This window comes from Micrococcus sp. 63XJN7_8_ISO-PGPR-S23-253, assembly GCF_056173425.1.
The window spans coordinates 2329790-2348833 of the sequence record NZ_CM149673.1 but is presented as its reverse complement, the minus strand read 5'-3'; the positions used below and the strand labels follow the sequence as shown (position 1 = coordinate 2348833).

At 74.1% G+C, this 19044-nt stretch carries 20 protein-coding genes; 12 read left to right on the top strand and 8 right to left on the bottom strand.

Annotated elements, in window-relative coordinates; translation table 11 throughout:
• The first annotated feature begins 16 nt into the window (after nt 1-16).
• From AC0VX4_RS10835 to AC0VX4_RS10820, 4 genes are all read left to right on the top strand, one after another.
• Complete coding sequence (locus AC0VX4_RS10835; protein ID WP_475464370.1) at nt 17-970, top strand: lysostaphin resistance A-like protein; 954 nt, start codon at nt 17-19, stop codon at nt 968-970.
• Nucleotide 971: 1 nt separating this feature from the next.
• The gene (locus tag AC0VX4_RS10830; RefSeq protein ID WP_369998206.1) at nt 972-2384 is read left to right on the top strand and encodes an MATE family efflux transporter; all 1413 of its coding nucleotides are present in this window, start codon (nt 972-974) and stop codon (nt 2382-2384) included.
• A 60-nt stretch (nt 2385-2444) separates the two neighbouring features.
• A complete protein-coding gene (locus AC0VX4_RS10825; protein ID WP_145033444.1) occupies nt 2445-3026 on the top strand; it encodes a hypothetical protein in 582 nt (193 codons plus the stop codon).
• 190 nt (nt 3027-3216) lie between these two features.
• Complete coding sequence (locus AC0VX4_RS10820) at nt 3217-3618, top strand: hypothetical protein (protein WP_060775159.1); 402 nt, start codon at nt 3217-3219, stop codon at nt 3616-3618.
• A gap of 10 nt (nt 3619-3628) precedes the next feature.
• Here the strand turns inward: AC0VX4_RS10820 and AC0VX4_RS10815 are convergent, their stop codons facing one another.
• Both AC0VX4_RS10815 and AC0VX4_RS10810 read right to left on the bottom strand, forming a co-directional pair.
• Entirely contained in the window at nt 3629-4615 is a 987-nt protein-coding gene (locus tag AC0VX4_RS10815) for an L-lactate dehydrogenase (protein ID WP_475464369.1), read from the bottom strand.
• 96 nt (nt 4616-4711) lie between these two features.
• Nucleotides 4712-5482 (bottom strand): CGNR zinc finger domain-containing protein, encoded by a 771-nt coding sequence (locus AC0VX4_RS10810; protein ID WP_475464368.1) that lies wholly within the window; start codon nt 5480-5482, stop codon nt 4712-4714.
• A 167-nt stretch (nt 5483-5649) separates the two neighbouring features.
• Here AC0VX4_RS10810 and AC0VX4_RS10805 point away from each other — a divergent pair, with 167 nt between their 5' ends.
• The gene (locus AC0VX4_RS10805) at nt 5650-7305 is read left to right on the top strand and encodes a thiamine pyrophosphate-dependent enzyme (RefSeq protein ID WP_475464367.1); all 1656 of its coding nucleotides are present in this window, start codon (nt 5650-5652) and stop codon (nt 7303-7305) included.
• 37 nt (nt 7306-7342) lie between these two features.
• Here the strand turns inward: AC0VX4_RS10805 and AC0VX4_RS10800 are convergent, their stop codons facing one another.
• A complete protein-coding gene (locus AC0VX4_RS10800) occupies nt 7343-7906 on the bottom strand; it encodes a GNAT family N-acetyltransferase (protein WP_475464366.1) in 564 nt (187 codons plus the stop codon).
• 294 nt (nt 7907-8200) lie between these two features.
• On the opposite strand from AC0VX4_RS10800, the gene AC0VX4_RS10795 reads away from it, so the two are divergent.
• From AC0VX4_RS10795 to adhP, 4 genes are all read left to right on the top strand, one after another.
• Nucleotides 8201-8632: a DUF779 domain-containing protein gene (locus AC0VX4_RS10795; RefSeq protein WP_475464365.1), complete on the top strand. Its 432-nt coding sequence runs from the start codon at nt 8201-8203 to the stop codon at nt 8630-8632.
• Nucleotides 8629-10056, top strand: a complete 1428-nt coding sequence (locus AC0VX4_RS10790; protein WP_475464364.1) for a helix-turn-helix domain-containing protein — start codon at nt 8629-8631, stop codon at nt 10054-10056. The genes AC0VX4_RS10795 and AC0VX4_RS10790 overlap by 4 nt, the downstream gene beginning before the upstream one ends.
• Nucleotides 10057-10178: 122 nt before the next feature.
• Complete coding sequence (gene exaC / locus AC0VX4_RS10785; protein ID WP_475464363.1) at nt 10179-11702, top strand: acetaldehyde dehydrogenase ExaC; 1524 nt, start codon at nt 10179-10181, stop codon at nt 11700-11702.
• A 53-nt stretch (nt 11703-11755) separates the two neighbouring features.
• Nucleotides 11756-12787, top strand: coding sequence for an alcohol dehydrogenase AdhP (adhP, locus tag AC0VX4_RS10780; protein WP_145033463.1), 1032 nt, complete (start codon nt 11756-11758; stop codon nt 12785-12787).
• 154 nt (nt 12788-12941) lie between these two features.
• Here the strand turns inward: adhP and AC0VX4_RS10775 are convergent, their stop codons facing one another.
• Nucleotides 12942-13847 (bottom strand): alpha/beta hydrolase family protein, encoded by a 906-nt coding sequence (locus AC0VX4_RS10775; protein WP_475464362.1) that lies wholly within the window; start codon nt 13845-13847, stop codon nt 12942-12944.
• A gap of 48 nt (nt 13848-13895) precedes the next feature.
• Here AC0VX4_RS10775 and AC0VX4_RS10770 point away from each other — a divergent pair, with 48 nt between their 5' ends.
• Nucleotides 13896-14336, top strand: a complete 441-nt coding sequence (locus AC0VX4_RS10770) for a hotdog fold thioesterase (protein WP_126860790.1) — start codon at nt 13896-13898, stop codon at nt 14334-14336.
• Nucleotides 14333-14650, top strand: coding sequence for an antibiotic biosynthesis monooxygenase (locus tag AC0VX4_RS10765; protein WP_206480752.1), 318 nt, complete (start codon nt 14333-14335; stop codon nt 14648-14650). Before AC0VX4_RS10770 ends, AC0VX4_RS10765 begins: the two co-directional genes overlap by 4 nt.
• A 145-nt stretch (nt 14651-14795) precedes the next feature.
• Here AC0VX4_RS10765 and AC0VX4_RS10760 read toward each other — a convergent pair whose 3' ends face one another.
• Nucleotides 14796-15350: an SRPBCC family protein gene (locus AC0VX4_RS10760; protein WP_060775166.1), complete on the bottom strand. Its 555-nt coding sequence runs from the start codon at nt 15348-15350 to the stop codon at nt 14796-14798.
• A gap of 111 nt (nt 15351-15461) precedes the next feature.
• Here AC0VX4_RS10760 and AC0VX4_RS10755 point away from each other — a divergent pair, with 111 nt between their 5' ends.
• The gene (locus AC0VX4_RS10755; protein WP_002856803.1) at nt 15462-15875 is read left to right on the top strand and encodes a DUF4259 domain-containing protein; all 414 of its coding nucleotides are present in this window, start codon (nt 15462-15464) and stop codon (nt 15873-15875) included.
• Between the two features lie 45 nt (nt 15876-15920).
• On the opposite strand, the gene AC0VX4_RS10750 is transcribed toward AC0VX4_RS10755, so the two are convergent.
• Genes AC0VX4_RS10750 through AC0VX4_RS10740 form a run of 3 tightly spaced genes read right to left on the bottom strand, consistent with a single transcriptional unit; the run spans nt 15921 to nt 19038 of the window.
• The gene (locus AC0VX4_RS10750) at nt 15921-18392 is read right to left on the bottom strand and encodes a heavy metal translocating P-type ATPase (protein WP_475464361.1); all 2472 of its coding nucleotides are present in this window, start codon (nt 18390-18392) and stop codon (nt 15921-15923) included.
• A 5-nt stretch (nt 18393-18397) separates the two neighbouring features.
• Nucleotides 18398-18616 carry a heavy-metal-associated domain-containing protein gene (locus AC0VX4_RS10745; RefSeq protein WP_049158568.1) on the bottom strand — a complete coding sequence of 73 codons (219 nt, stop codon included), beginning with the start codon at nt 18614-18616 and terminating at the stop codon, nt 18398-18400.
• A 41-nt stretch (nt 18617-18657) separates the two neighbouring features.
• Nucleotides 18658-19038 carry a metal-sensitive transcriptional regulator gene (locus AC0VX4_RS10740; RefSeq protein ID WP_002856860.1) on the bottom strand — a complete coding sequence of 127 codons (381 nt, stop codon included), beginning with the start codon at nt 19036-19038 and terminating at the stop codon, nt 18658-18660.
• Nucleotides 19039-19044: the final 6 nt, after the last annotated feature.

Below are 19044 nucleotides of genomic sequence, written 5' to 3'. Positions count from 1 at the left end.
TGGTAGCGTGGCCGCCATGAGCGTTCCTCCCTCCGGCCCGCCGGCCGGTCCGCCCGCCGGCTGGCCGCCGTCAGGCCGGCCGTCCGACCGCCGCGCCGCCGTCGCCCCGAGCCTGGATGGACACCCCGGCGCCCCCGGTGGCGTCCCCGCCGGCTGGCCCGGCCGCCGGCCCGCGGCCCGCACCGCGTCGGACTGGACCCCGGGCCGGTTCCACTGGGGCGACGCCGTCGTGGTGCTCGTGTACGTGGCGCTCATGGTGCTCGGGCTGGGGCTGTGGCTGGCGGTGTCGCTCGGCCTGGTCCCCGGTGACCTCGAGGCGTTCGACCTGGTCCGCGACGGGTTCACGGTGAACATCGTCAGCTACGCGATCCTCGTGGCGCTCGTGCTGGCCGTGGCCTGGCGACCCCTCGTGACGTCGCTGCGGGTGTTCCGCACGGGCACGTGGTGGAAGCTGTTGCTGCTGCCCGCCACGTGGCTGGCATGCATCGTCGTGAACGTGATCGTGCTGAGCCTCATCGGGGAGGCGCAGACCAGCGCCAACCAGGCCGCGCTCGAGGAGATGACCACGCAGGCCCCGCCCGTGCTCATGATCCTCATGACCGTGGTGGCCGCCCCGCTTGTGGAGGAGTACCTGTTCCGCCACCTGCTGATCGGCAAGCTCTCCCGCTGGATCAACGTGTGGGTGTGCGCCGTGGTCTCCGTGCTCGCGTTCACGCTCCTGCACTTCCTCGGCACCGGCGGCGACTTCCGGCTCGTGGAGACCATTCCGTACCTGACCCTCGCGGTGGCGATCACGGTGTCCTACATCCTGATGGGCCGCTCGTTCGGGTACGCGGTGCTGCTGCACATGGTGAACAACGGCATCGCCATCGCGATGCTCTACCTCGTGGCCCCCCTGCTGCCGGACACGCTGCCCGAGCCCACGGCCCCGGCCACGGCGCTGGCCCCGCTGCTGGCCCTGCTGGGCTGAGATGGCGGGACCCTCCGGCTCGACGGCGGCGCCCGCCCCGCAGGACGCGCGCTCTCTCACGCGGCGCATCCTCGCGCTCGCGGTCCCCGCGTTCGGCGCGCTCATCGCGGAGCCGCTGTTCCTGCTGGCCGACACCGCGATCATCGGGCACCTGGGCACGGCCCAGCTGGCCGGCGTCGGGATCGGCACCACCATCCTGCACACGCTCACCGGCCTCATGATCTTCCTGGCCTACGCCACCACCCCGGCGGTGGCCCGGCTGATCGGGGCGGGGAACCCGGCCGCCGCGATGGACCGCGGCCGCGACGGCATCTGGCTGGGCCTGCTGCTCGGCGCGGTGCTGGCCGTCCTCGGCTGGCTCGCGGCCCCCGCGCTGACGGCGGCCCTCGGCGCGACGGGCGAGGTGCAGGCCCACGCCGTCGCCTACCTGCGCTGGTCCATGCCGGGGCTGCCGGCCCTGCTGGCCGTGCTTGCGGCCACCGGGGTGCTCCGCGGCCTCCAGGACACCGTGACGCCGCTCGTGGTGGCGGGTGTGGGCTTCGGCGCGAACATCGGGCTGAACGTGGCCCTGGTGTACGGGCTGGGCTGGGGCGTGGCCGGCTCGGCCGTCGGCACGTCCGTGGTGCAGTGGGCGATGCTCGTGACGTACCTGTTCGTGCTGGCCCCGCGCTTCCGCCGCTCGGGCACGGCGTGGGCGCCCCGCGCGTCGGGCATGCGGGCCACGGCCCAGGTGGGCTCGTGGCTGCTGCTGCGCACCGCGAGCCTGCGCGCGGCCATCCTCATCACCGTCATGGCCGCCGCCGGCGCGGGCGACCTCACCCTCGCCGCGCACCAGCTCGTCTTCACGCTGTTCTCCACGCTGGCGTTCGCCCTCGACGCCCTTGCGATCGCCGCGCAGGCCCTGATCGGCGCCGAGCTCGGGGCCGCCCGGCCGGACGCCGCCCGTCGCCTCACCCGGACGATGGTGCGCTGGGGGCTGGGCTTCGGCGTCGTGACCGGGGCCGTGCTGGCCCTGGCGGCACCGGTGCTGCCGGGGCTGTTCACCCCGGACCCGACCGTGCAGGCCGCCGCCACCGTGGGCCTGTGGGTGCTGGCGGCCGGGCAGCCGGTGGCCGGGTACGTGTTCGTGCTGGACGGCGTGCTGATCGGCGCCGGCGACGCCCGCTACCTCGCCCTCGCCGGCCTCGTGAACCTCGTGGTCTATGCGCCGGCGCTCTGGGCGCTCGCCCAGCTCGCCACGGGCGGGCTCGGCTGGACCGTGGACTGGTCCGACCCCGACGCCGCCGTGCCCGACGCCGGCGTGCAGCTGGGCCTGCTCTGGCTCGGCTTCGCCGGGGTCTACATGGGGATGCGGGCGCTCACCCTCGGCTGGCGGGCCCGGCGCGACGACTGGATGCGACTCGGCGCCGTGTGAGCGCGCCCGGGCGGTGACGCGCGGGCCGGGCCGCGGCCGCACGGCTCCTAGACTGGGGCGGTGGCTACCGTGCAGACCCCCCTCGAGATCTCGTCCGTGGTGTTCAAGCCGATCCTGATCCGCGCCGTGGTGGCGCTGGCGTTCGGCCTGACCACCGTGTTCGTCGCCGAGCCGGGCCTGACGTGGATGAAGGTCATGTTCGCGCTGTACCTGGCGTTCTCCGGCTCGGCCATGTGGGAGTACCTGCGCCGCGACCCGGTGCCCGTGGCCATGCGCTCCCCGCTGTCCCTGGCGGCGGCCGCGTGGATGCTCGGCGTGATCGTGCTGCTGTTCCTGGGGTCCCCGGCCGCGGTGGGTGTGGCGGCCGGCGCCGCTCTCCTGCTCGGCGGCGTCGCCGAGCTCGTGGCGTGGGCCCGCCACCGCCGCGCGTTCATCCCCGCGCGGGACCAGCTGTGGACCGGGCTCGTGGGCCTGCTCTCCGGGGGCGGGGTGGCCGTGGCCGCCCTGCAGGGCTTCGGCCCGCACGCCCTGCTCGGCATCGCCGGCGGCGGGGCGATCCTGATCGGGGTGCTCCTGATGGTCTCCGGGCTCGGCTTCCACCACGAGGTGCGCCGCGACCGCGGCACGGCCAGGGGCCTCTGAACCGGGCCGACGTCGCCGTCCTGACCCGCGGGGCGGACGTTCGCCGGGGGAGGACCTCGGGGCCCCGAGGGGCCACCCGCCGGCCGGACGCGTAGACTGGCTCCGGTCCGCCGCGCCCCGAGGGCCTCAGCCCTGGGCGCCTGCGCGGGCCGTGCCGCCCCAGCCGCCCCCAGCCGTCAGGAGTCCCGCCGTGAGCGCACCGTCCCCCCGCCCGTCCGCCGATCGCGCCGGATCCGGCCGCCCGGCACGCGGCGGTCTGCGCACCACGGTCAAGGGCCCGCTGGTCTTCTCCGCCGTGCTCGGCGTGATCGGTGGGGTGATCGCCGGCATCACGGCCTCCGGCGGCACGCAGAATCCGCTGCGCATCGACATCGCGCTGATCGCCTTCGGCGTCTTCTTCATGACCTCGCTCGTGGTGGTGGCCATGCTGCAGCTCGCCGCCCGCGAGAACCCGGACCACCTCTCCCAGGGCTCCGGCGTGAACCGCTCCTCCGAGGAGATGTTCCGCAAGGCCGCCGCCGAGCGCCGCGCCCAAGCCGCCGCCGAGCGCCGCGCGCAGGGCGGCACCGGCGGGGACGCCCCCCGCGCCTGAGGCCGGCGCCTCAGAACCCGAGGCTGCGCGCCTCCCGCCGCAGCGCGTCCGCCGAGGCGTGCAGCGCCCGCATCTCCGCCGCGTCCAGTTCCGGCTGGATCACGCGCGTGACGCCGTCGCGCCCCACCACGGACGGCATGGACAGCGCGACCCCCGAGAGCCCGTGGACGCCGTCGAGCACGGTGGAGACCGGCAGGATGGCATGCTGGTCGCGCAGGATCGCCTCGAGCAGGCGGGTCGTGGCCACGCCGACCGCGTACGTGGTGGCGCCCTTGCCCTGGATCACCTCGTAGGCCGCGTTGACCACGGTGTCCGCCACCTCGTCCAGGTCGGCGCGGGTGAACAGCGGGTCGGCCGGCGTCGGCCACTCGAGGAGGGGCGTCGGTCCGATGCGCGCCGAGCTCCACGCGGGGAACTCCGTGTCCCCGTGCTCGCCGAGGATAGCCGCGTGCACCGACGACGCGTGGACGTGCGCGCGCGACGCCAGCAGCCACCGCAGGCGGGACGTGTCCAGGAGGGTGCCCGAGCCGATCACCCGGCCGGCCGGCAGACCGGTGAGGCGCTGGGCCACCAGCGTGAGGACGTCCACGGGATTGGTGACAAGCACGATCAGCGCCTCCGGCGCGTGCGCCTGCACCTGGGGCAGCAGGCCGCGCAGGATCTCCACGTTGTGCGCGCCGAGGTCGAGGCGGGTCTGCCCCGGCTTCTGCTTGGCGCCGGCCGTGATCACCACGACCTCGCAGCCGGCCAGGACGTCCGGGCCCGCGCCACCGGTCATCGCGGACGCAGAGGTGAACGGGGTGCCGTGGGCCAGGTCGAGGACCTCGGCGCGGACCTTGGGCTCGTCGATGTCGTAGAGGGCGACCTCGCGGGCGACGCCGCGGATCAGCGCCGCGTAGCAGATCGCGGTGCCGACTCCGCCGGCCCCCACGACGCCGACCTTGCGGTGGGCAAGTCCGAGGGACGCGGGGGTGTGGGCGGGGGTGTGCTCGCTCATGCCTCGCAGGCTAGGGGTGCCCGGCCGACCGACGGAACCAGGGGCCGCCCCGTCCCCGGATGTTCAGCGGCGGGTCACCTGGCGGGTGGGGCCGGGTCAGTCCTTCTTCTTGTCCGACTTCTTCTTGCCGGACTTCTTCTCCGCCTTCTTGCGGGCCTTCTTCTCCGCCTTCCGGCGCTGCTTCTTCTCCTTCTCGGTCTCCTGGCGGGGCTCGTCGGCGGGGGCCGCCTCATCCGCAACGGCCTCCGGCGCCTCCGCCTCCTCCGGCCCGGCCGGATCCGTCGCGGGTGCGGCCTCCGCCGCCTCGGCCAAGCGTGCCCGGTAGGAGCGCACGTGGGTGCGGTTGGCGCAGTTGGCCTCGTCGCAGAAGCGCTTGGACCGGTTCCGGCTGGCGTCCACGAGCGCGTTCTCGCAGTCCTCGCCCTCGCACACGCGCAGGCGGGCCAGCTCGCCGTCCATCGCGGTCTCCGCCAGCGCGAGGGCGGCCATCGCGGCCAGCCGCTCCACCGCGTCGGCGGGGACCTGTGCCGGGGCCAGCCCGACGACGTCGCCCCCGGCCGTCAGCCGCAGCGGGCCGGCCGTGGCGAGGAGGGCGTTCACGCGCTCCACGGCGGCCGCCTCGTCCCCGGCGGCGAGGGCCCAGACCTCGGCCAGACGGCCGCGGAGCTCGCGGCCACGCACGGCCGCGGCGGCGGCCAGGCGGAGGCGGAGGCGGACCTCGTCCTCCTGGAGCTCAGGGACGAGGGAGGGCAGCTGCGTGGCGGCGGTGAACCGCTCGTCGGCCGGCTGACCGCCCCGCAGGCCGGGGGCGGTGTTCAGGAACGCGGCGAGGGAGGCGAGGCGGGAGAGCGTCGGCGCGGAGAGCATGGGGAAAGCGTACGGCGGGCCTGCCCTCGCGTCACCGGCTTCATGCCGCGTATCGGGCCGCCTCCGGCGCCGCACCGTCCAGTACCCTGACCCCCACGGACCCCGTCTGCGCGGCGGGGTGCACCCACGGGGCCGGAGGGGCCCCCGAACCAGCACAGGAGACCTCCATGTCCCAGACCTCCCAGGCGACCGGTCGCCTCTCCGCCGGGCACGTCATCGTCAAGACCCTCGAGTCCCACGGCGTGAAGCGCGTCTACTCCGTGCCGGGCGAGTCCTACCTGGACGTCCTGGACGGCCTGCACGACTCGGGCATCGAGAACGTGGTGTGCCGCCACGAGGGCGGCGCCACGTACATGGCCGAGGCCGACGGCAAGATGAACGAGGTCCCCGGCGTCGCCATGGTGACGCGCGGCCCGGGCGCCGCGAACGCCCACGTCGGCCTGCACACCGCGTGGCAGGACTCGACGGAGCTCGTGCTGTTCGTCGGCCTGATCCCGTTCGAACACCGCGACCGCGAGGCCTTCCAGGAGTTCGACCCGCACGCCTGGTTCGGCACCGGTGCGAAGCGCGTGATGGTCCTGGACCACCCGGAGCGCGCCTCCGAGATCGTGGCCGAGGCCATGTTCGCCGCGAGCTCGGGCCGGCCCGGGCCCGTCGTCGTCGGCCTGCCGGAGGACGTGATCCGCCAGGAGATCGACGCGCACCTGCACCCGCAGATCCCCGTGGCCCCGGGCGGCATGACCGTGGAGGACTGGAAGTCCCTGCACGCCGCGCTCAAGGAGTCCCGCAAGCCGCTGTTCATCACCGGTGGCAACGACTGGACGGACGAGGGTGCGCAGGCCCTGACGACGTGGCTGGAGGAGCACAAGATCCCCGCCGCCGCCGAGTGGCGCACCGAGGGCACCGTGCCGTTCTCCTCGCCGTCCTACGTGGGCCCGATCGGCTACGGCCGCCCGAAGCCGACCTACGACATGCTCGAGGAGACCGACCTCATCGTGTTCGTCGGCACCGTGCCGGGCGACGTCGTGACCAACGGCTTCACCATCCGCCAGAACTGGGACAAGAAGAACTTCCTGGTCACCATCGACCCGTCCCTGCGCGGCCGTTCCGGCCCCGTCTCCCACCAGATCGTGGCCAAGCCAGACGTGTTCATCCGCGACCTCGTCCGCATGGAGCTCGAGGTCAAGCCGGAGTGGGAGGAGTGGACCTCCCGCATGCGCGGCGAGCAGGAGAAGTTCGCGGCCCTGCCCCCGGCCGAGCCGTCCGAGGGCCAGGCGAAGATGGCCACGCTCATGGCCAACCTGGTGCCGAAGCTGCCGAAGGACTCGATGATCTCCCTCGGCGCGGGCGAGCACACCAACTGGGCGCACCGGTACTTCCCGACCGAGGGCTACCGCGCCATGATCTCGGCCCGCAACGGCTCCATGGGCTACTCGGTGCCGGGCGCCGTGGCCGCGTCCCTGAACTTCCCGGACCGCACCGTGGTGACCATCGCCGGCGACGGCGAGTTCCTCATGAACGGCCAGGAGCTGGCGACCGCCGCGCAGTACGGCGCCACGCCCCTCGTGATCGTCATGGACAACCAGGAGTACGGCACCATCCGCACCCATCAGGAGCGCCAGTACCCCGAGCGCGTCTCCGGCACCCAGCTGAAGAACCCCGACTTCGCCGCCATGGCCGAGGCGTTCGGCGGCTTCGGGGTGCGCGTGGAGCGGGACGCGGACGTGCCGGCGGCCGTGGACGCGGCGCTCAAGGCCGTCCAGGAGGAGGGCCGGTTCGCGCTCATCCACCTGATCGTGGAGCAGCGCGTCAAGGCCTACTGAGGCCGGCGGTGCGGCCCGGTCCGCGCCGTCCCTCCGGTCAGGCCGCCGTCGTGGGGACGTCGAAGCGCAGCTTCGGTTCGGGGAAGGGTGCACCGTCGAGGTCCGCCTCGACCCGGTCCCGCAGCACGCCGCCGCACGCGCGGATCGTGGCCACGGAGGCCGTGTTCGTCTCGTCGCACGTGAGCAGGGCGGTGGACACCCCGCGTGCGGCCAGCAGCGTCAGGGCGCCGCGCAGCAGGCGCACGGCGTGCCCTCGCCGTCGGAACGCGGGGCGCACCGCGTAGCCCACGTGCCCGTTGACGTGCCGCAGCGCCTCGTTCAGCTCCCACCGCACGGACACCCGGCCCACCAGCTCGCCCACCTCGTCCACGCCCACGTAGAAGGACGCGGGCACCCGGCCGGGTTCGACGTCGCCGCGCGCCTCGGCGGCGAACGCGCGGCGGATCGCGGGGAAGGAGCGGGTGGCCCCGCCGAGGAGGAAGTCGAATCCCTCGCGGTGCAGCTCGGCGTCCGCCTCGCGCGCCGCGATCTCGTCCGCGGCGCGCAGCGGGCGCAGCAGGAGGCCGTCCACGGTGACGGTGGGGCTGGGGTCCGGGAGCATGTGCCGAGTGTACGAGGGTGGACGCCGGGCGTGGCCGCGTGAGCCGCCCGCCGCCCCAGCCCTCCTCCCTCCCCACCCCCGCGCCGCGAGCCAGACATTTCGGTCGTGATCAGCCCCTGATTGCAGCCGAAACGTCGGGCTCGCGGCCACGTACGCGGCCCTGCGCGCGACCCCGCCCACGGCACAGCTCTCGGTGCACCCTCCGGTCCACCCCCGACGCCAGCTGGGGTGACGTGCGTCACGTTGGAGGCTAGGGTGTGGGGACCGACGATCGCCCATCCCCAGGAGGTCGCGATGACCGTGCCGTCCTCGTCGGCGGAGCATGCGCTCGAGGCTCGCCCCGAGCTGCCGGGCGAGACCGTGTCCCGCGTCGCCATGACGCCCGCGGCGCTCGAGCTGATCCGCCGACTCCTCCCGATCCATGGCCCGCTCATGTTCCACCAGTCCGGCGGCTGCTGCGACGGCTCCGCGCCCATGTGCTATCCCGCCGGCGACTTCACGACCGGCGCCGCCGACGTCCTGCTGGGCACCTTCGCCCTGTCGGCCGAGGGGGACCAGGCCGCCGGGGAGATCCCGTTCTGGATGTCCGCCGCCCAGTTCGAGTACTGGAAGCACACCCACCTCACCCTGGACGTGGTGGACGGGCGCGGCTCCGGCTTCTCCGTCGAGGCGCCCGAGGGCAAGCGGTTCCTGATCCGTTCGCGGTTGATGGCCGGCTCGGGATGAGCTCGACCCTCGCCACCGGCGCCTACCGACGCGCCGTGGACCGGGCCCACGAGTCCCTCGACTCGGTCCGCCTGTCGCTCGCGCCGTCGTCGCCCACCGCTCCGACTGGCGCGGACCAGGGCCTGCGCGCCGCCCTCCAGGGGCTGCGGCGGGAGGTCCGCGAGTCCTGGCTGCGCTCCCTCGGCGCCCTCACCCCCGCGGTGCCCGGCCAGACCGACCCGGCCACCCTCGCCGACGAGGACCTCGCCGCCGCCCGCCGCGACCAGCGCCTCGCCGTGGCCCTGCCGGTGGTCCGCCGCATGCTCATCCAGCCCGCGGCCGAGGCCGGGATGCTCGCGGCGATCGGCAACGCGCGCGGCCACCTGCTGTGGGTCGAGGGCGACCGGACCGCGGTGCGCCACGCCGAGACCATGGGCTTCGTGGCCGGCGCCGACTGGTCCGAGGCGTCGATGGGCACCTCCGCCCCCGGCATCGTCCTCGCGACCGGCGCCCCCACGCAGGTCAGCCGCGGCGAGCACCTGAGCCCGCGCGTGCACCCGTGGAGCTGTTCGGCCGTCCCGCTCACGGACCCGGCCACCGGGCGGCTCGTCGGGGTCCTGGACCTCACGGGCGGCGAGGACGCCGTCAGCCACCTCGCCCTGCCGCTGCTCCAGGCCACCGTGGACGCCGTGCACGCCGCCTGGCGCGACCTGCCCGCCCCGTCCCGGGGCCGTCCCCGCGGCACCGTCCCGACGCCGGGCCCCTCGGCTCCGCCGTCCGCGTCGCCGGGGCCGAGCCTCGCCGGCGCGCCGCACCGCCACGACGAGGCCGCGGGCCTGCTGCGCGTCACCGGCCACCTGCCGCCCACGCTGGACGGGGTCGAGCTCACCGGCCGGCACGCCGAGATCCTCACCCTCCTCGCGTGGCACGGCCCGGGCCTGACCGGCGCCGAGCTCGAGGTCGCGCTGTATCCCGAGGAGACCGCCGGGCCCCGGTCCGCGCCGGGCGACGCCCCCGCCCGCGCCATCTCGCTGCGCGCCGAGGTGCATCGACTCCGCCGGGCGCTGCAGGACGTGGGGGCGCCGGTGGCGCTGCTGTCCCGGCCGTACCGGCTCGTGGGGGAGGTGCACGCGGACCTGCTGTGCGCGCGGGAGGCGCTGCGCGCCGGGGACCTGGACCGTGCGCTGCACGCGGCGGCCGGGCCGGTGCTGCCGCGGTCGGTGTCCCCCGGTGTCGCCTCGATCCGCACGGAGCTGGGGGAGACCCTGCGCGAGGCCGTCGCCCAGGACGCGGAAGTCGAACAGCTCTGGGCCTACCTGGGCCGCCCTGAGGCCCGCGACGACGTCGAGCTCTGGGGCGCCGCCCTGCGTCTGCTGCCGACGGACTCGCCGCGGCGCGCGCTCGCCGTGGCCACGCTCGAGCGGATCGAGCGGGACCTGGCCTGACCCGGCCCGCCCCTCACCCGCGCCCGGCTGCAACCTTCGTGCAACCTCCTTGTGACTAGGGTCACAGCCACGGCAGGGCGCCACCCGGCGCCGAGGCAACCGCAGGCAAAGGAGCCAGCACCATGACCGTCTACGCATTCCCGGGCACCGAGGGAGCCAAGGTCGAGTTCAAGCCCCGCTACGAGCACTTCATCGGCGGAGAGTGGACACCCCCGGTCAAGGGCCAGTACTTCGAGAACGTCACGCCCGTGACGGGCAAGGTGTTCTGCGAGGTCGCCCGCGGCACGGCCGAGGACATCGACGCCGCCCTCGACGCCGCCTGGAAGGCCGCCCCGGCCTGGGGCGCCACCTCGGCGGCCGAGCGGGCGCTCGTGCTGCACCGCATCGCGGACCGCATGGAGGAGAACCTCGAGATGCTGGCGGTCGCGGAGACGTGGGACAACGGCAAGGCCGTCCGGGAGACCCTCAACGCGGACGTCCCGCTGGCCATCGACCACTTCCGGTACTTCGCCGGCGCGATCCGCGCGCAGGAGGGCGGCCTGTCCCAGGTGGACGAGGACACCGTCGCCTACCACTTCCACGAGCCGCTCGGCGTGGTCGGCCAGATCATCCCGTGGAACTTCCCGCTGCTGATGGGGGTGTGGAAGCTGGCGCCCGCGCTGGCCGCGGGCAACGCCGTCGTGATCAAGCCCGCCGAGCAGACCCCGGCCTCGATCATGGTGTTCATCGAGCTGATCGCGGACCTGCTGCCGGCCGGGGTCGTCAACGTGGTCAACGGCTTCGGCCTCGAGGCCGGCAAGCCGCTCGCGCAGTCGCCGCGCATCCGCAAGATCGCGTTCACGGGCGAGACGACGACGGGCCGGCTGATCATGCAGTACGCCTCGGAGAACATCATCCCGGTGACCCTGGAGCTGGGCGGCAAGTCGCCCAACGTCTTCTTCGAGGACGTCATGGCGAACGACGACGCCTACTGGGACAAGGCACAGGAGGGCTTCACCCTGTTCGCGCTGAACCAGGGCGAGATCTGCACGTGCCCGTCGCGTGCGCTCGTGCAGGAGTCGATCGCGGAGAAGTTCCTCGACGCCGTCGTGGAGCGGACCTCGCGCATCGTCACCGGCAACCCCCTCGACACGGACGTGATGATGGGCGCCCAGGCCTCCCACGACCAGCTCGAGAAGATCACGTCCTACCTGGACATCGGCCGTCAGGAGGGCGCCGAGGTGCTGATCGGCGGCGCCCGCGCCGAGATGGAGGGCGAGCTGGCCGGCGGCTACTACGTGCAGCCCACGATCTTCCGCGGGGACAACTCGATGCGCATCTTCCAGGAGGAGATCTTCGGGCCGGTGGTCTCGACGACCACGTTCACCGACTTCGACGACGCCATGCGGATCGCCAACGACACGCTCTACGGGCTCGGCGCCGGCGTGTGGTCCCGGAACGGCAACACCGCCTACCGCGCGGGCCGGGCGATCCAGGCCGGCCGCGTGTGGGTGAACAACTACCACGCCTACCCGGCCCACGCCGCGTTCGGCGGGTACAAGTCCTCCGGCATCGGCCGTGAGAACCACCTGATGATGCTCGACCACTACCAGCAGACCAAGAACCTGCTCGTCTCCTACTCCGAGGACAAGCTCGGGTTCTTCTGAGCCCACGCCGGCACCGCACGACCCCCTCCCCACTCCACGAAAGGTGATCCCCCATGACCACGATGAAGGCAGCCGTCGTCACCCAGTTCGGCACAGAGGCCGACGTCCAGGAGGTCGAGCGCCCGACGCCCGGCCAGCACCAAGCGCTCGTGAAGCTCATCTCCTCGGGCGTCTGTCACACGGACCTGCACGCGATGGAGGGCGACTGGCCGGTGAAGCCGACCCCGCCGTTCATCCCGGGCCACGAGGGCGTGGGCATCGTCGAGGAGGTCGGACCCGACGTCGAGAACCTCAAGGTCGGGGACATGGTCGGCAACGCGTGGCTGTGGGGCGCGTGCGGCCACTGCCAGTACTGCCGCACCGGGTGGGAGACCCTGTGCGAGGAGCAGGTCAACGGCGGCTACTCCATGAACGGATCCTTCGGCGAGTACATGCTCGTGGACGCCCGCTACGCGCCCCTGATCCCCGAGGGCGCGGACCCGATGGAGGTCGGCCCGGTCCTGTGCGCCGGCGTCACGGTGTACAAGGGGCTGAAGCAGACCGAGGTGCGGCCCGGGCAGTGGGTCGTGATCTCCGGCATCGGCGGCCTGGGGCACATCGCGGTGCAGTACGCCGTGGCGATGGGCATGCGCGTGGTGGCCGTGGACGTCGCAGACGACAAGCTGGCGCTCGCCTCCCGCCACGGCGCGGAGCTGACCGTGAACGCGAACGTCGCGGACCCCTCCGTGGAGATCCAGGAGAAGATCGGCGGGGCCCACGGCGTGCTCGTCACGGCCGTGCACCCGCAGGCGTTCGGCCAGGCCATCGCGATGACCCGCCGCGGCGGCACCATCGTGTTCAACGGCCTGCCCCCGGGCGACTTCCCCGCGCCGATCTTCGACATCGTCCTCAAGGGCCTGACCATCCGCGGCTCGATCGTGGGCACCCGGCAGGACATGGTCGAGGCACTCGAGTTCTACGCGGCCGGGAAGATCCACCCGACGTTCCACACCCGTCCGCTCACCGAGATCAACGACGTGTTCGACGAGATGCGCCACGGCAAGATCGAGGGCCGCGTCGTGATCGACTACGCGATGCAGGACTGACGTGTCGCCTGGGCGTCGGCTGGGCGCGGGGTAGTATCGACACATCACGCGCACCAGTGCGACGGCGGTCGTCCCACCCGGAGATCCGGGCCGGGGCGGCCGCCGTCGTCGTCGCGGGGACGGGGCGGGCCGCAGCGCGCCCGACGCCCGAGCCTCAGCGGGCCGCGTCCGGGGCGACCCCGTCGCGCAGCCACTCCAGCGTGGCCGGCCAGAAGGTCGGCGCGAACCGCGCGTGGAACAGGCCGAAGTGCCCGATCTCCGCGACACCGAGCTCCTCCGGCCGCACCCGCCAGCGCACCGTCCGCCGACCCGGCGAGTAGGCGTCCACGCGGTCGAGGGCGGCGTCGGTGCCGAAGTCGTCGTCGACAGGCGCCACGATCAGCGCGTCCGCCGTGAACGCGGCCAGACGACGGCGCAGCTCGTCCCGGCCGGCGGCGGTGCGGGCGCTCGCGGTGAAGTCGCGGCGACTGCGCGCCCAGTCCAGGGCGACCCCGCGCGGAAGGTCCTCGAGCCAGCCGAGCCGCCGCCCCGGGAAGTGACCGCGGGCCAGCGTGATCGCCGGCATCACCGCGTGCCAGCGCGCCCACATCCGCGCCCTCCCCGGCCGCGCCCGGTAGTCCCGCCAGTGGGCGTGCTGCCCGCCCACGGCGACGTGCCGGGCCACATGCCGCGCCTCGTCCGCGAGCCCGATGCCGAACCCGCCGTAGCTGTGACCCACCGTCAGGAGGGGGCCGGGCAGGTGCGTCCGGGCCCAGCCGAGCACGGCGTCCGCGTCGAGGGCGCCCCAGTCCGCCCAGCGCGCCCGCCGGGCCACGGCGAACGGCTCACGGGACTCCCCGACACCCCGGTAGTCGAACGTGACCGTGTGGAACCCGTGGCCGGCGAGGAACTCGGCGTAGCGCCGGTAGTACGAGGCCTTCACCCCGGTCGCCGAGGCGATCACCACCGCGCCGGCGGGCCGGGCCGGGGGCGTCGTCGTCGTGGGGGCGAAGTGGCGGGCCGCGAGCACGAAGCCGTCGCGGGCGCGGAGGCGCACGGGGGTGGAGGTGGTCTGCGTCACGCCGCCACCCTAGGTGCGGGGCGGCGCGACCTGCGACACAATGGGCCCATGACTGAGACCCCCCAGAGCTCGTCCGGCCAGAGCCCGGACGAGATCCTCGCCCGCCTCGAGGAGATCTACGCGAACGACCCCGCGGTGCGCGAGCACGGGGTCACCCTCGGAGAGGTGGCCGAGGGTCGGGTGGTGCTGCACCGCGACGTCACCGCGGACATGGTGAACTCCCACGAGATCTGCCACGGCGGCTTCCTGTTCCACCTTGCGGACTCGGCGCTGGCGTACTGCGTGGCGACCTTCGGCGCCGCGCCCGTCACCCGGCGCGCCGAGATCACCTACGTGGCGCCCGCCAGGCTCGGCACGCAGCTCGTGGCGACTGCCCGCCAGTCGGTGGAGTTCGGCCGCGACCGCATGATCGAGGTCGGCATCGAGGCGGACGGCCAGCTCGTCGCCTGGTTCACCGGCCACTCCACGAGCCCGCGGGTGCACGCATGAGCGCCGGGCAGGACGCGACGACGGCCGGGCCGGTCGTCGAGTCGGTGGAGCTGCACGTGGCCGCGGGGGCGGAGGCGGCGTTCGAGGCCGCCGTCGCCGAGGCCGAGCCGCTGTTCCGGGACGGGGGCGCGACGTCCTTCGCGCTGTCCCGGCAGGTGGAGGAGCCGGCGCGCTACCGGCTGCTGATCGGCTGGCGCACGCTCGAGGACCACACCGTGGCCTTCCGCGGGTCCGACTCGTTCCTCGCGTGGCGTGCGCTCGTCACCCCGCACCTGACGCAGCTGCCGGCCGCGACCCACTGGTCCGCCGTCTGACCCCCGCACCCCCGCTTTCGTTCGGGAAACGGCGGTCGTCAGCGCGTTTTCGTTCGGGAAACGGCGCGAGGGCTGACCGTTTCCCGAACGAAAGTGCGCCGACACGCCGCCGTTTCCCGAACGAAAGTGCGGAGACGCGGTCGGTTCAGAGGTGGCGGCCCGCCAGCCGCGTGAGGCTCGACTGGATGCCCCGCCCGTTGTCCGCCGGCACCCGCAGCAGCTCGTACGCGCGGCGCACGGCCGGCCGGGCCCACGAGTAGTCGAAGGTCTCGGTGACCTCGGTGGTGCCGTCCCCGTTGTCCTGGAACGCCCAGCGCCACCGGTGTCCGCCCGGGTGGGCCCACTCCACGAGCTCGTCCTCGTCGACGGCGGTGGCGGTCAGCGTCATCGTGTACGGCACCCCGTACTTCCGCATGGCCACGCGGAACCGGTCGCCCACGGCCAGCCGGTGCGGCCCGCTCACCTTCGGCCGCACGGTCCCGGACCCGTCCGCCTCGTGATGGCGGTGCGGGTCCGCGAGCATCGCCCACAGCTCCTGCGCCGGCGCGGCCACGGTGACCCGGTAGGACACCTGGTGCTCGCCGGTCTCCACGCGCTCGGGCCATGCCGCCTGCGGGGCGGCCTGCGGCAGCCCGGACGACGACGGCGCGGCGGACTCGGTCTCGGGGGTGGCGGACGAGGGGGTCGGCTCGGTGCTCATGCCGCCCAGTCTAGGAACCGCCGCGGACACCGGAAGCGGAGGCGACGGCACCCCTCGGCGGGACACCACAGCACTCTTGCCGGGGGCCCGCCCCGGGCCTAGGGTCAGGTCATGGGCGCATGGGGCAGAAACGTCTTCCAGAACGACACGGCGTTGGACATCGTGGACGAGGTCCTCGACGGCACCTTCGACCTGGACGAGTTCCGCAGGAACTTCCGTCGCGACGAGGACGAGGGATACCTGACCGCGAGCCAGGGCGCCGCACTCCTCACCCTCGGGGCGCTCGTGCGGATCGCTCGGAACGAGGACCACGCCGACCTCGAGGCCCTGCTCGAGCACGCGGAGACGGACGAGGTGGACCTCACCGCCTTCATCGACCAGTTCTCGGACGAGGACATCGAGACCCTGCGCGAGCTGATCGGCGTGGTCATCCGCGAGCCCTCCTGCTCCGAGCTCTACCAGCTCTGGGAGGAGTCCGGCGAACTCGAGCAGTGGCTCGAGTACTCCCGCGAATGCCTGCCCTGACCGGCCGGGCCGGGGCGGACCCGGCCCGGCCGGCCCCGCCCCGGCTCAGCGCGCGTAGCGGGTGAGCCGCAGCGAGTTCAGCACCACGAGCACGCTCGAGGCCGCCATCGCGCCGCCGGCGATCATCGGGTTGAGCAGGCCCAGGGCCGCGACTGGGATGCCGAGCACGTTGTAGAGGAACGCCCAGAACAGGTTCATCCGGATGATCCCCAGGGTGCGGCGGCTCAGGTCGAGCGCCTGGACCACCTGGTGCAGGTCGTCGCCCATCACGGTGATCTGCGCGGCCTCACGGGCCACATCCGTCCCCGAGCCCATCGCGATGCCCATGTCCGCGGCGGCCAGGGCCGGGGCGTCGTTGACGCCGTCGCCGACCATGGCCACCACGCGACCCTCGGACTGGAGCCGGCGGACCACGTCCACCTTGTCCTCGGGGCGCACGCCGGCCACCACGTCCTCGGCCGGGATCCCGACGGCGTCCGCCACCTGGGTGGCGACGGCGGCGTTGTCACCGGTCACCAGCAGCGGGCGCAGGCCGAGCTCCTTGAGCCGGGCGATGGCCTCCGCCGAGGTCTCCTTCACGGTGTCCCGCACGGACAGGACGCCCGCCACCCGGCCGCCGACCGCGACCCACACGGCCGTGGCGCCGGCCTGCTCCGCCGCCTCGAACGCGGCCCGGTGTTCGGCGGGGATGCCGCCGTCGAGGGCGGTCTCGAGGACGGAGCCGCGGCCGACGGCCACGCGGACCGGGGCCGGGCCCGCGGCGCCGTGCGCGCCGGAGCCGAGGGCGCCGTCGTCGTGGGGGAGGGCCACCAGCCCGGACACGCCGCCGCCGGCCGTGGAGGCGAAGTCCGCCACGTCGGGCACGCTCAGGCCGCGCTCCTCGGCGCCGGTCACGATCGCGCGGGCGATCGGGTGCTCGGACCCGCGCTCGACGGCGGCCGCCAGGGTCAGCAGGACGTCGGCGGCCCGGTCCGGCGCCGTTTCGGCCACGAAAGCGCTCCGGGGAGCGTCCGTCTCGGCCACGAAAGTGGGGTCGAGGACGAGCACGTCCGCCAGCGCCATGCGGCCCTCGGTCACGGTGCCGGTCTTGTCCAGCACGATCGTGTCCACGGTGCGCGAGTCCTCGAGCACCTCGGGGCCGCGGATGAGGATGCCCAGCTGCGAGGCGCGGCCGGTGCCGGCCAGCAGGCCGACCGGGGTCGCCAGGCCGAGGGCGCACGGGCACGCGATCACGAGCACGGCCAGGCCGGCGCGCAGCGCGGACGGCAGGTCGCCGGTCACGAGCATCCACACCGCGAAGGTCAGCACGGCGATCCCGAGCACGATCGGCACGAACACGGCGGAGATCCGGTCGGCCAGCCGGGCCACGCGCGCCTTGCCGGTCTGCGCCTCGGAGACGAGCCGCCCCATCTGGGCGAGCGTCGTGTCCGAGCCGACGCGGGTCGCGCGGGCCACGAGCCGGCCCGAGGTGTTCAGGGTGGCGCCGGTGAGGGCGTCCCCGGGGCCGACCTCCTCGGGCACGGACTCGCCCGTGAGCAGGGAGGCGTCCACGGCGGAGGTGCCCTCGAGCACCTCGGCGTCCGTGGGCACCTTCTCACCGGGGCGGATCAGCACGACGTCGCCCGGCGCGAGGGACTCGGCGGGCACCGTGCGCTCGTCGTGGGTCTCCGGGTCGTAGAGGGTGGCCTGGGCCGCGCCCAGGTCCAGGAGCGCGCGCAGCGCGGCGCCGGCCTCCCGCTTGGCGCGGGCCGCGAGCCAGCGGCCCAGCAGCAGGAACGTGGTGATGACCGCGGCCGCCTCGAAGTACAGGCTGTGGTGGGCCATCTCCGCCATGGTCCCGCCCGCGTGGGCGGTCATGTCCGGCGCCAGGATCAGCTCCACGGCCGAGAAGAAGAAGGAGACGAGCACGCCCAGAGACACGAGGGTGTCCATCGTGGACGAGCCGTGCCGGGCCGCGCGGAACGCCGCCGAGTGGAACGGCCACGCCGCCCACAGCGCCACGGGCGCCGCCAGGGCGAACGCGACCCAGCCCCAGTGCGGGAACTGCAGCGCCGGGACCATGGAGATCAGCACGAGCGGCACCGTCAGCACCGCCGCGCCGATCAGGCGCGGCTTGAGCACGTCCTCACTCGGACCGTGGGCCATGTGGTCGTGGTGGTCCACGCCGTCATGGTCCGCGGCATGCTCCTCGCCGTGGCCCTCGCCGTGCTCGGAGGTGTGCGCGTGCCCGGCATGTCCCGCGTGCCCGGCCGGCGGGGCGGGACGGCGCACGGTGGCGCCGTACCCGGCCTTCTCGACGGCGGCCACGAGCTCCTCGTCCGACACGTCGGCGGGCGCGGTGACGGTGGCCTGCTCGAGCGGCAGGTTCACGGACGCCGTGACGCCCTCGAGCTTGCCCAGCTTGCGCTCGACGCGGCCCACGCACGAGGCGCAGGTCATGCCGGTGACGTCCAGGTCGACGCGGCGGGTGGTCTCGGTCGGCGGGCCGGCCGGTGCGGAGGAGGCGGGGTGGGTCATGGGGCTCAGCCCTCCACCAGCGTGTAGCCGGCCTCCTCGACGGCGGCGCGCGCGGCGGCGGGGTCGAGGGGGCCCTCGGAGGTGACGGAGGCGGTGGACACGCCCCCGGCGTTCAGGTCGACGTCCACGGCGGAGACGCCGGCGATCTCACCGAGCTCCTCCCGGACGGAGGCGACGCAGTGGCCGCAGGTCATGCCGGTGATCTTCAGGTCGGTGGTGGTCATCTCATGCTCCTCGTGCGGTGGTGGGTGGGCGACGGCGCCGGTCAGCGCAGCAGGCGGCCGAGGGCGGCCGTCGCCTCGGCGACCTTCTCGTCGATGAGCTCGGTGCGGCCTTCTGCCTCGGCCTGCACCGCGGCCTCCGCCACGCAGTGACGCAGGTGCTCCGAGGTGAGGTTCAGGCTGAGGGACTGCAGCGCCTTCGTGACGGCGGCGACCTGCGTGAGGACGTCGATGCAGTACACGTCCTCGTCCACCATGCGGTGGAGGCCGCGCACCTGCCCCTCGATGCGGCGCAGTCGCGCCAGGTGCTTCGCCTTGTCCCGGTGGACCTCGTGCGGGGGCCGGTGGCCATCGCAGGCGTCCGCCGCGGCGGAGGGAAGGGGCGAGGCGGCGGCGGGCGCCGTCGTCGTGCTGTCCGTGCTCATACCCCC

Bases quoted from the DNA above. Each gene is read 5' to 3' on its own strand.
- AC0VX4_RS10835 (WP_475464370.1), top strand. From the start codon at position 17: ATGAGCGTTCCTCCCTCCGGCCCGCCGGCCGGTCCGCCCGCCGGCTGG.
- AC0VX4_RS10795 (WP_475464365.1), top strand. From the start codon at position 8,201: ATGACCGTGCCGTCCTCGTCGGCGGAGCATGCGCTCGAGGCTCGCCCC.
- AC0VX4_RS10760 (WP_060775166.1), bottom strand. From the start codon at position 15,350: ATGAGCACCGAGCCGACCCCCTCGTCCGCCACCCCCGAGACCGAGTCC.
- AC0VX4_RS10790 (WP_475464364.1), top strand. From the start codon at position 8,629: ATGAGCTCGACCCTCGCCACCGGCGCCTACCGACGCGCCGTGGACCGG.
- AC0VX4_RS10805 (WP_475464367.1), top strand. From the start codon at position 5,650: ATGTCCCAGACCTCCCAGGCGACCGGTCGCCTCTCCGCCGGGCACGTC.
- AC0VX4_RS10765 (WP_206480752.1), top strand. From the start codon at position 14,333: ATGAGCGCCGGGCAGGACGCGACGACGGCCGGGCCGGTCGTCGAGTCG.
- AC0VX4_RS10755 (WP_002856803.1), top strand. From the start codon at position 15,462: ATGGGCGCATGGGGCAGAAACGTCTTCCAGAACGACACGGCGTTGGAC.
- AC0VX4_RS10770 (WP_126860790.1), top strand. From the start codon at position 13,896: ATGACTGAGACCCCCCAGAGCTCGTCCGGCCAGAGCCCGGACGAGATC.
- AC0VX4_RS10745 (WP_049158568.1), bottom strand. From the start codon at position 18,616: ATGACCACCACCGACCTGAAGATCACCGGCATGACCTGCGGCCACTGC.
- AC0VX4_RS10750 (WP_475464361.1), bottom strand. From the start codon at position 18,392: ATGACCCACCCCGCCTCCTCCGCACCGGCCGGCCCGCCGACCGAGACC.
- exaC (WP_475464363.1), top strand. From the start codon at position 10,179: ATGACCGTCTACGCATTCCCGGGCACCGAGGGAGCCAAGGTCGAGTTC.
- AC0VX4_RS10830 (WP_369998206.1), top strand. From the start codon at position 972: ATGGCGGGACCCTCCGGCTCGACGGCGGCGCCCGCCCCGCAGGACGCG.
- AC0VX4_RS10740 (WP_002856860.1), bottom strand. From the start codon at position 19,038: ATGAGCACGGACAGCACGACGACGGCGCCCGCCGCCGCCTCGCCCCTT.
- AC0VX4_RS10815 (WP_475464369.1), bottom strand. From the start codon at position 4,615: ATGAGCGAGCACACCCCCGCCCACACCCCCGCGTCCCTCGGACTTGCC.
- AC0VX4_RS10810 (WP_475464368.1), bottom strand. From the start codon at position 5,482: ATGCTCTCCGCGCCGACGCTCTCCCGCCTCGCCTCCCTCGCCGCGTTC.
- AC0VX4_RS10800 (WP_475464366.1), bottom strand. From the start codon at position 7,906: ATGCTCCCGGACCCCAGCCCCACCGTCACCGTGGACGGCCTCCTGCTG.
- adhP (WP_145033463.1), top strand. From the start codon at position 11,756: ATGACCACGATGAAGGCAGCCGTCGTCACCCAGTTCGGCACAGAGGCC.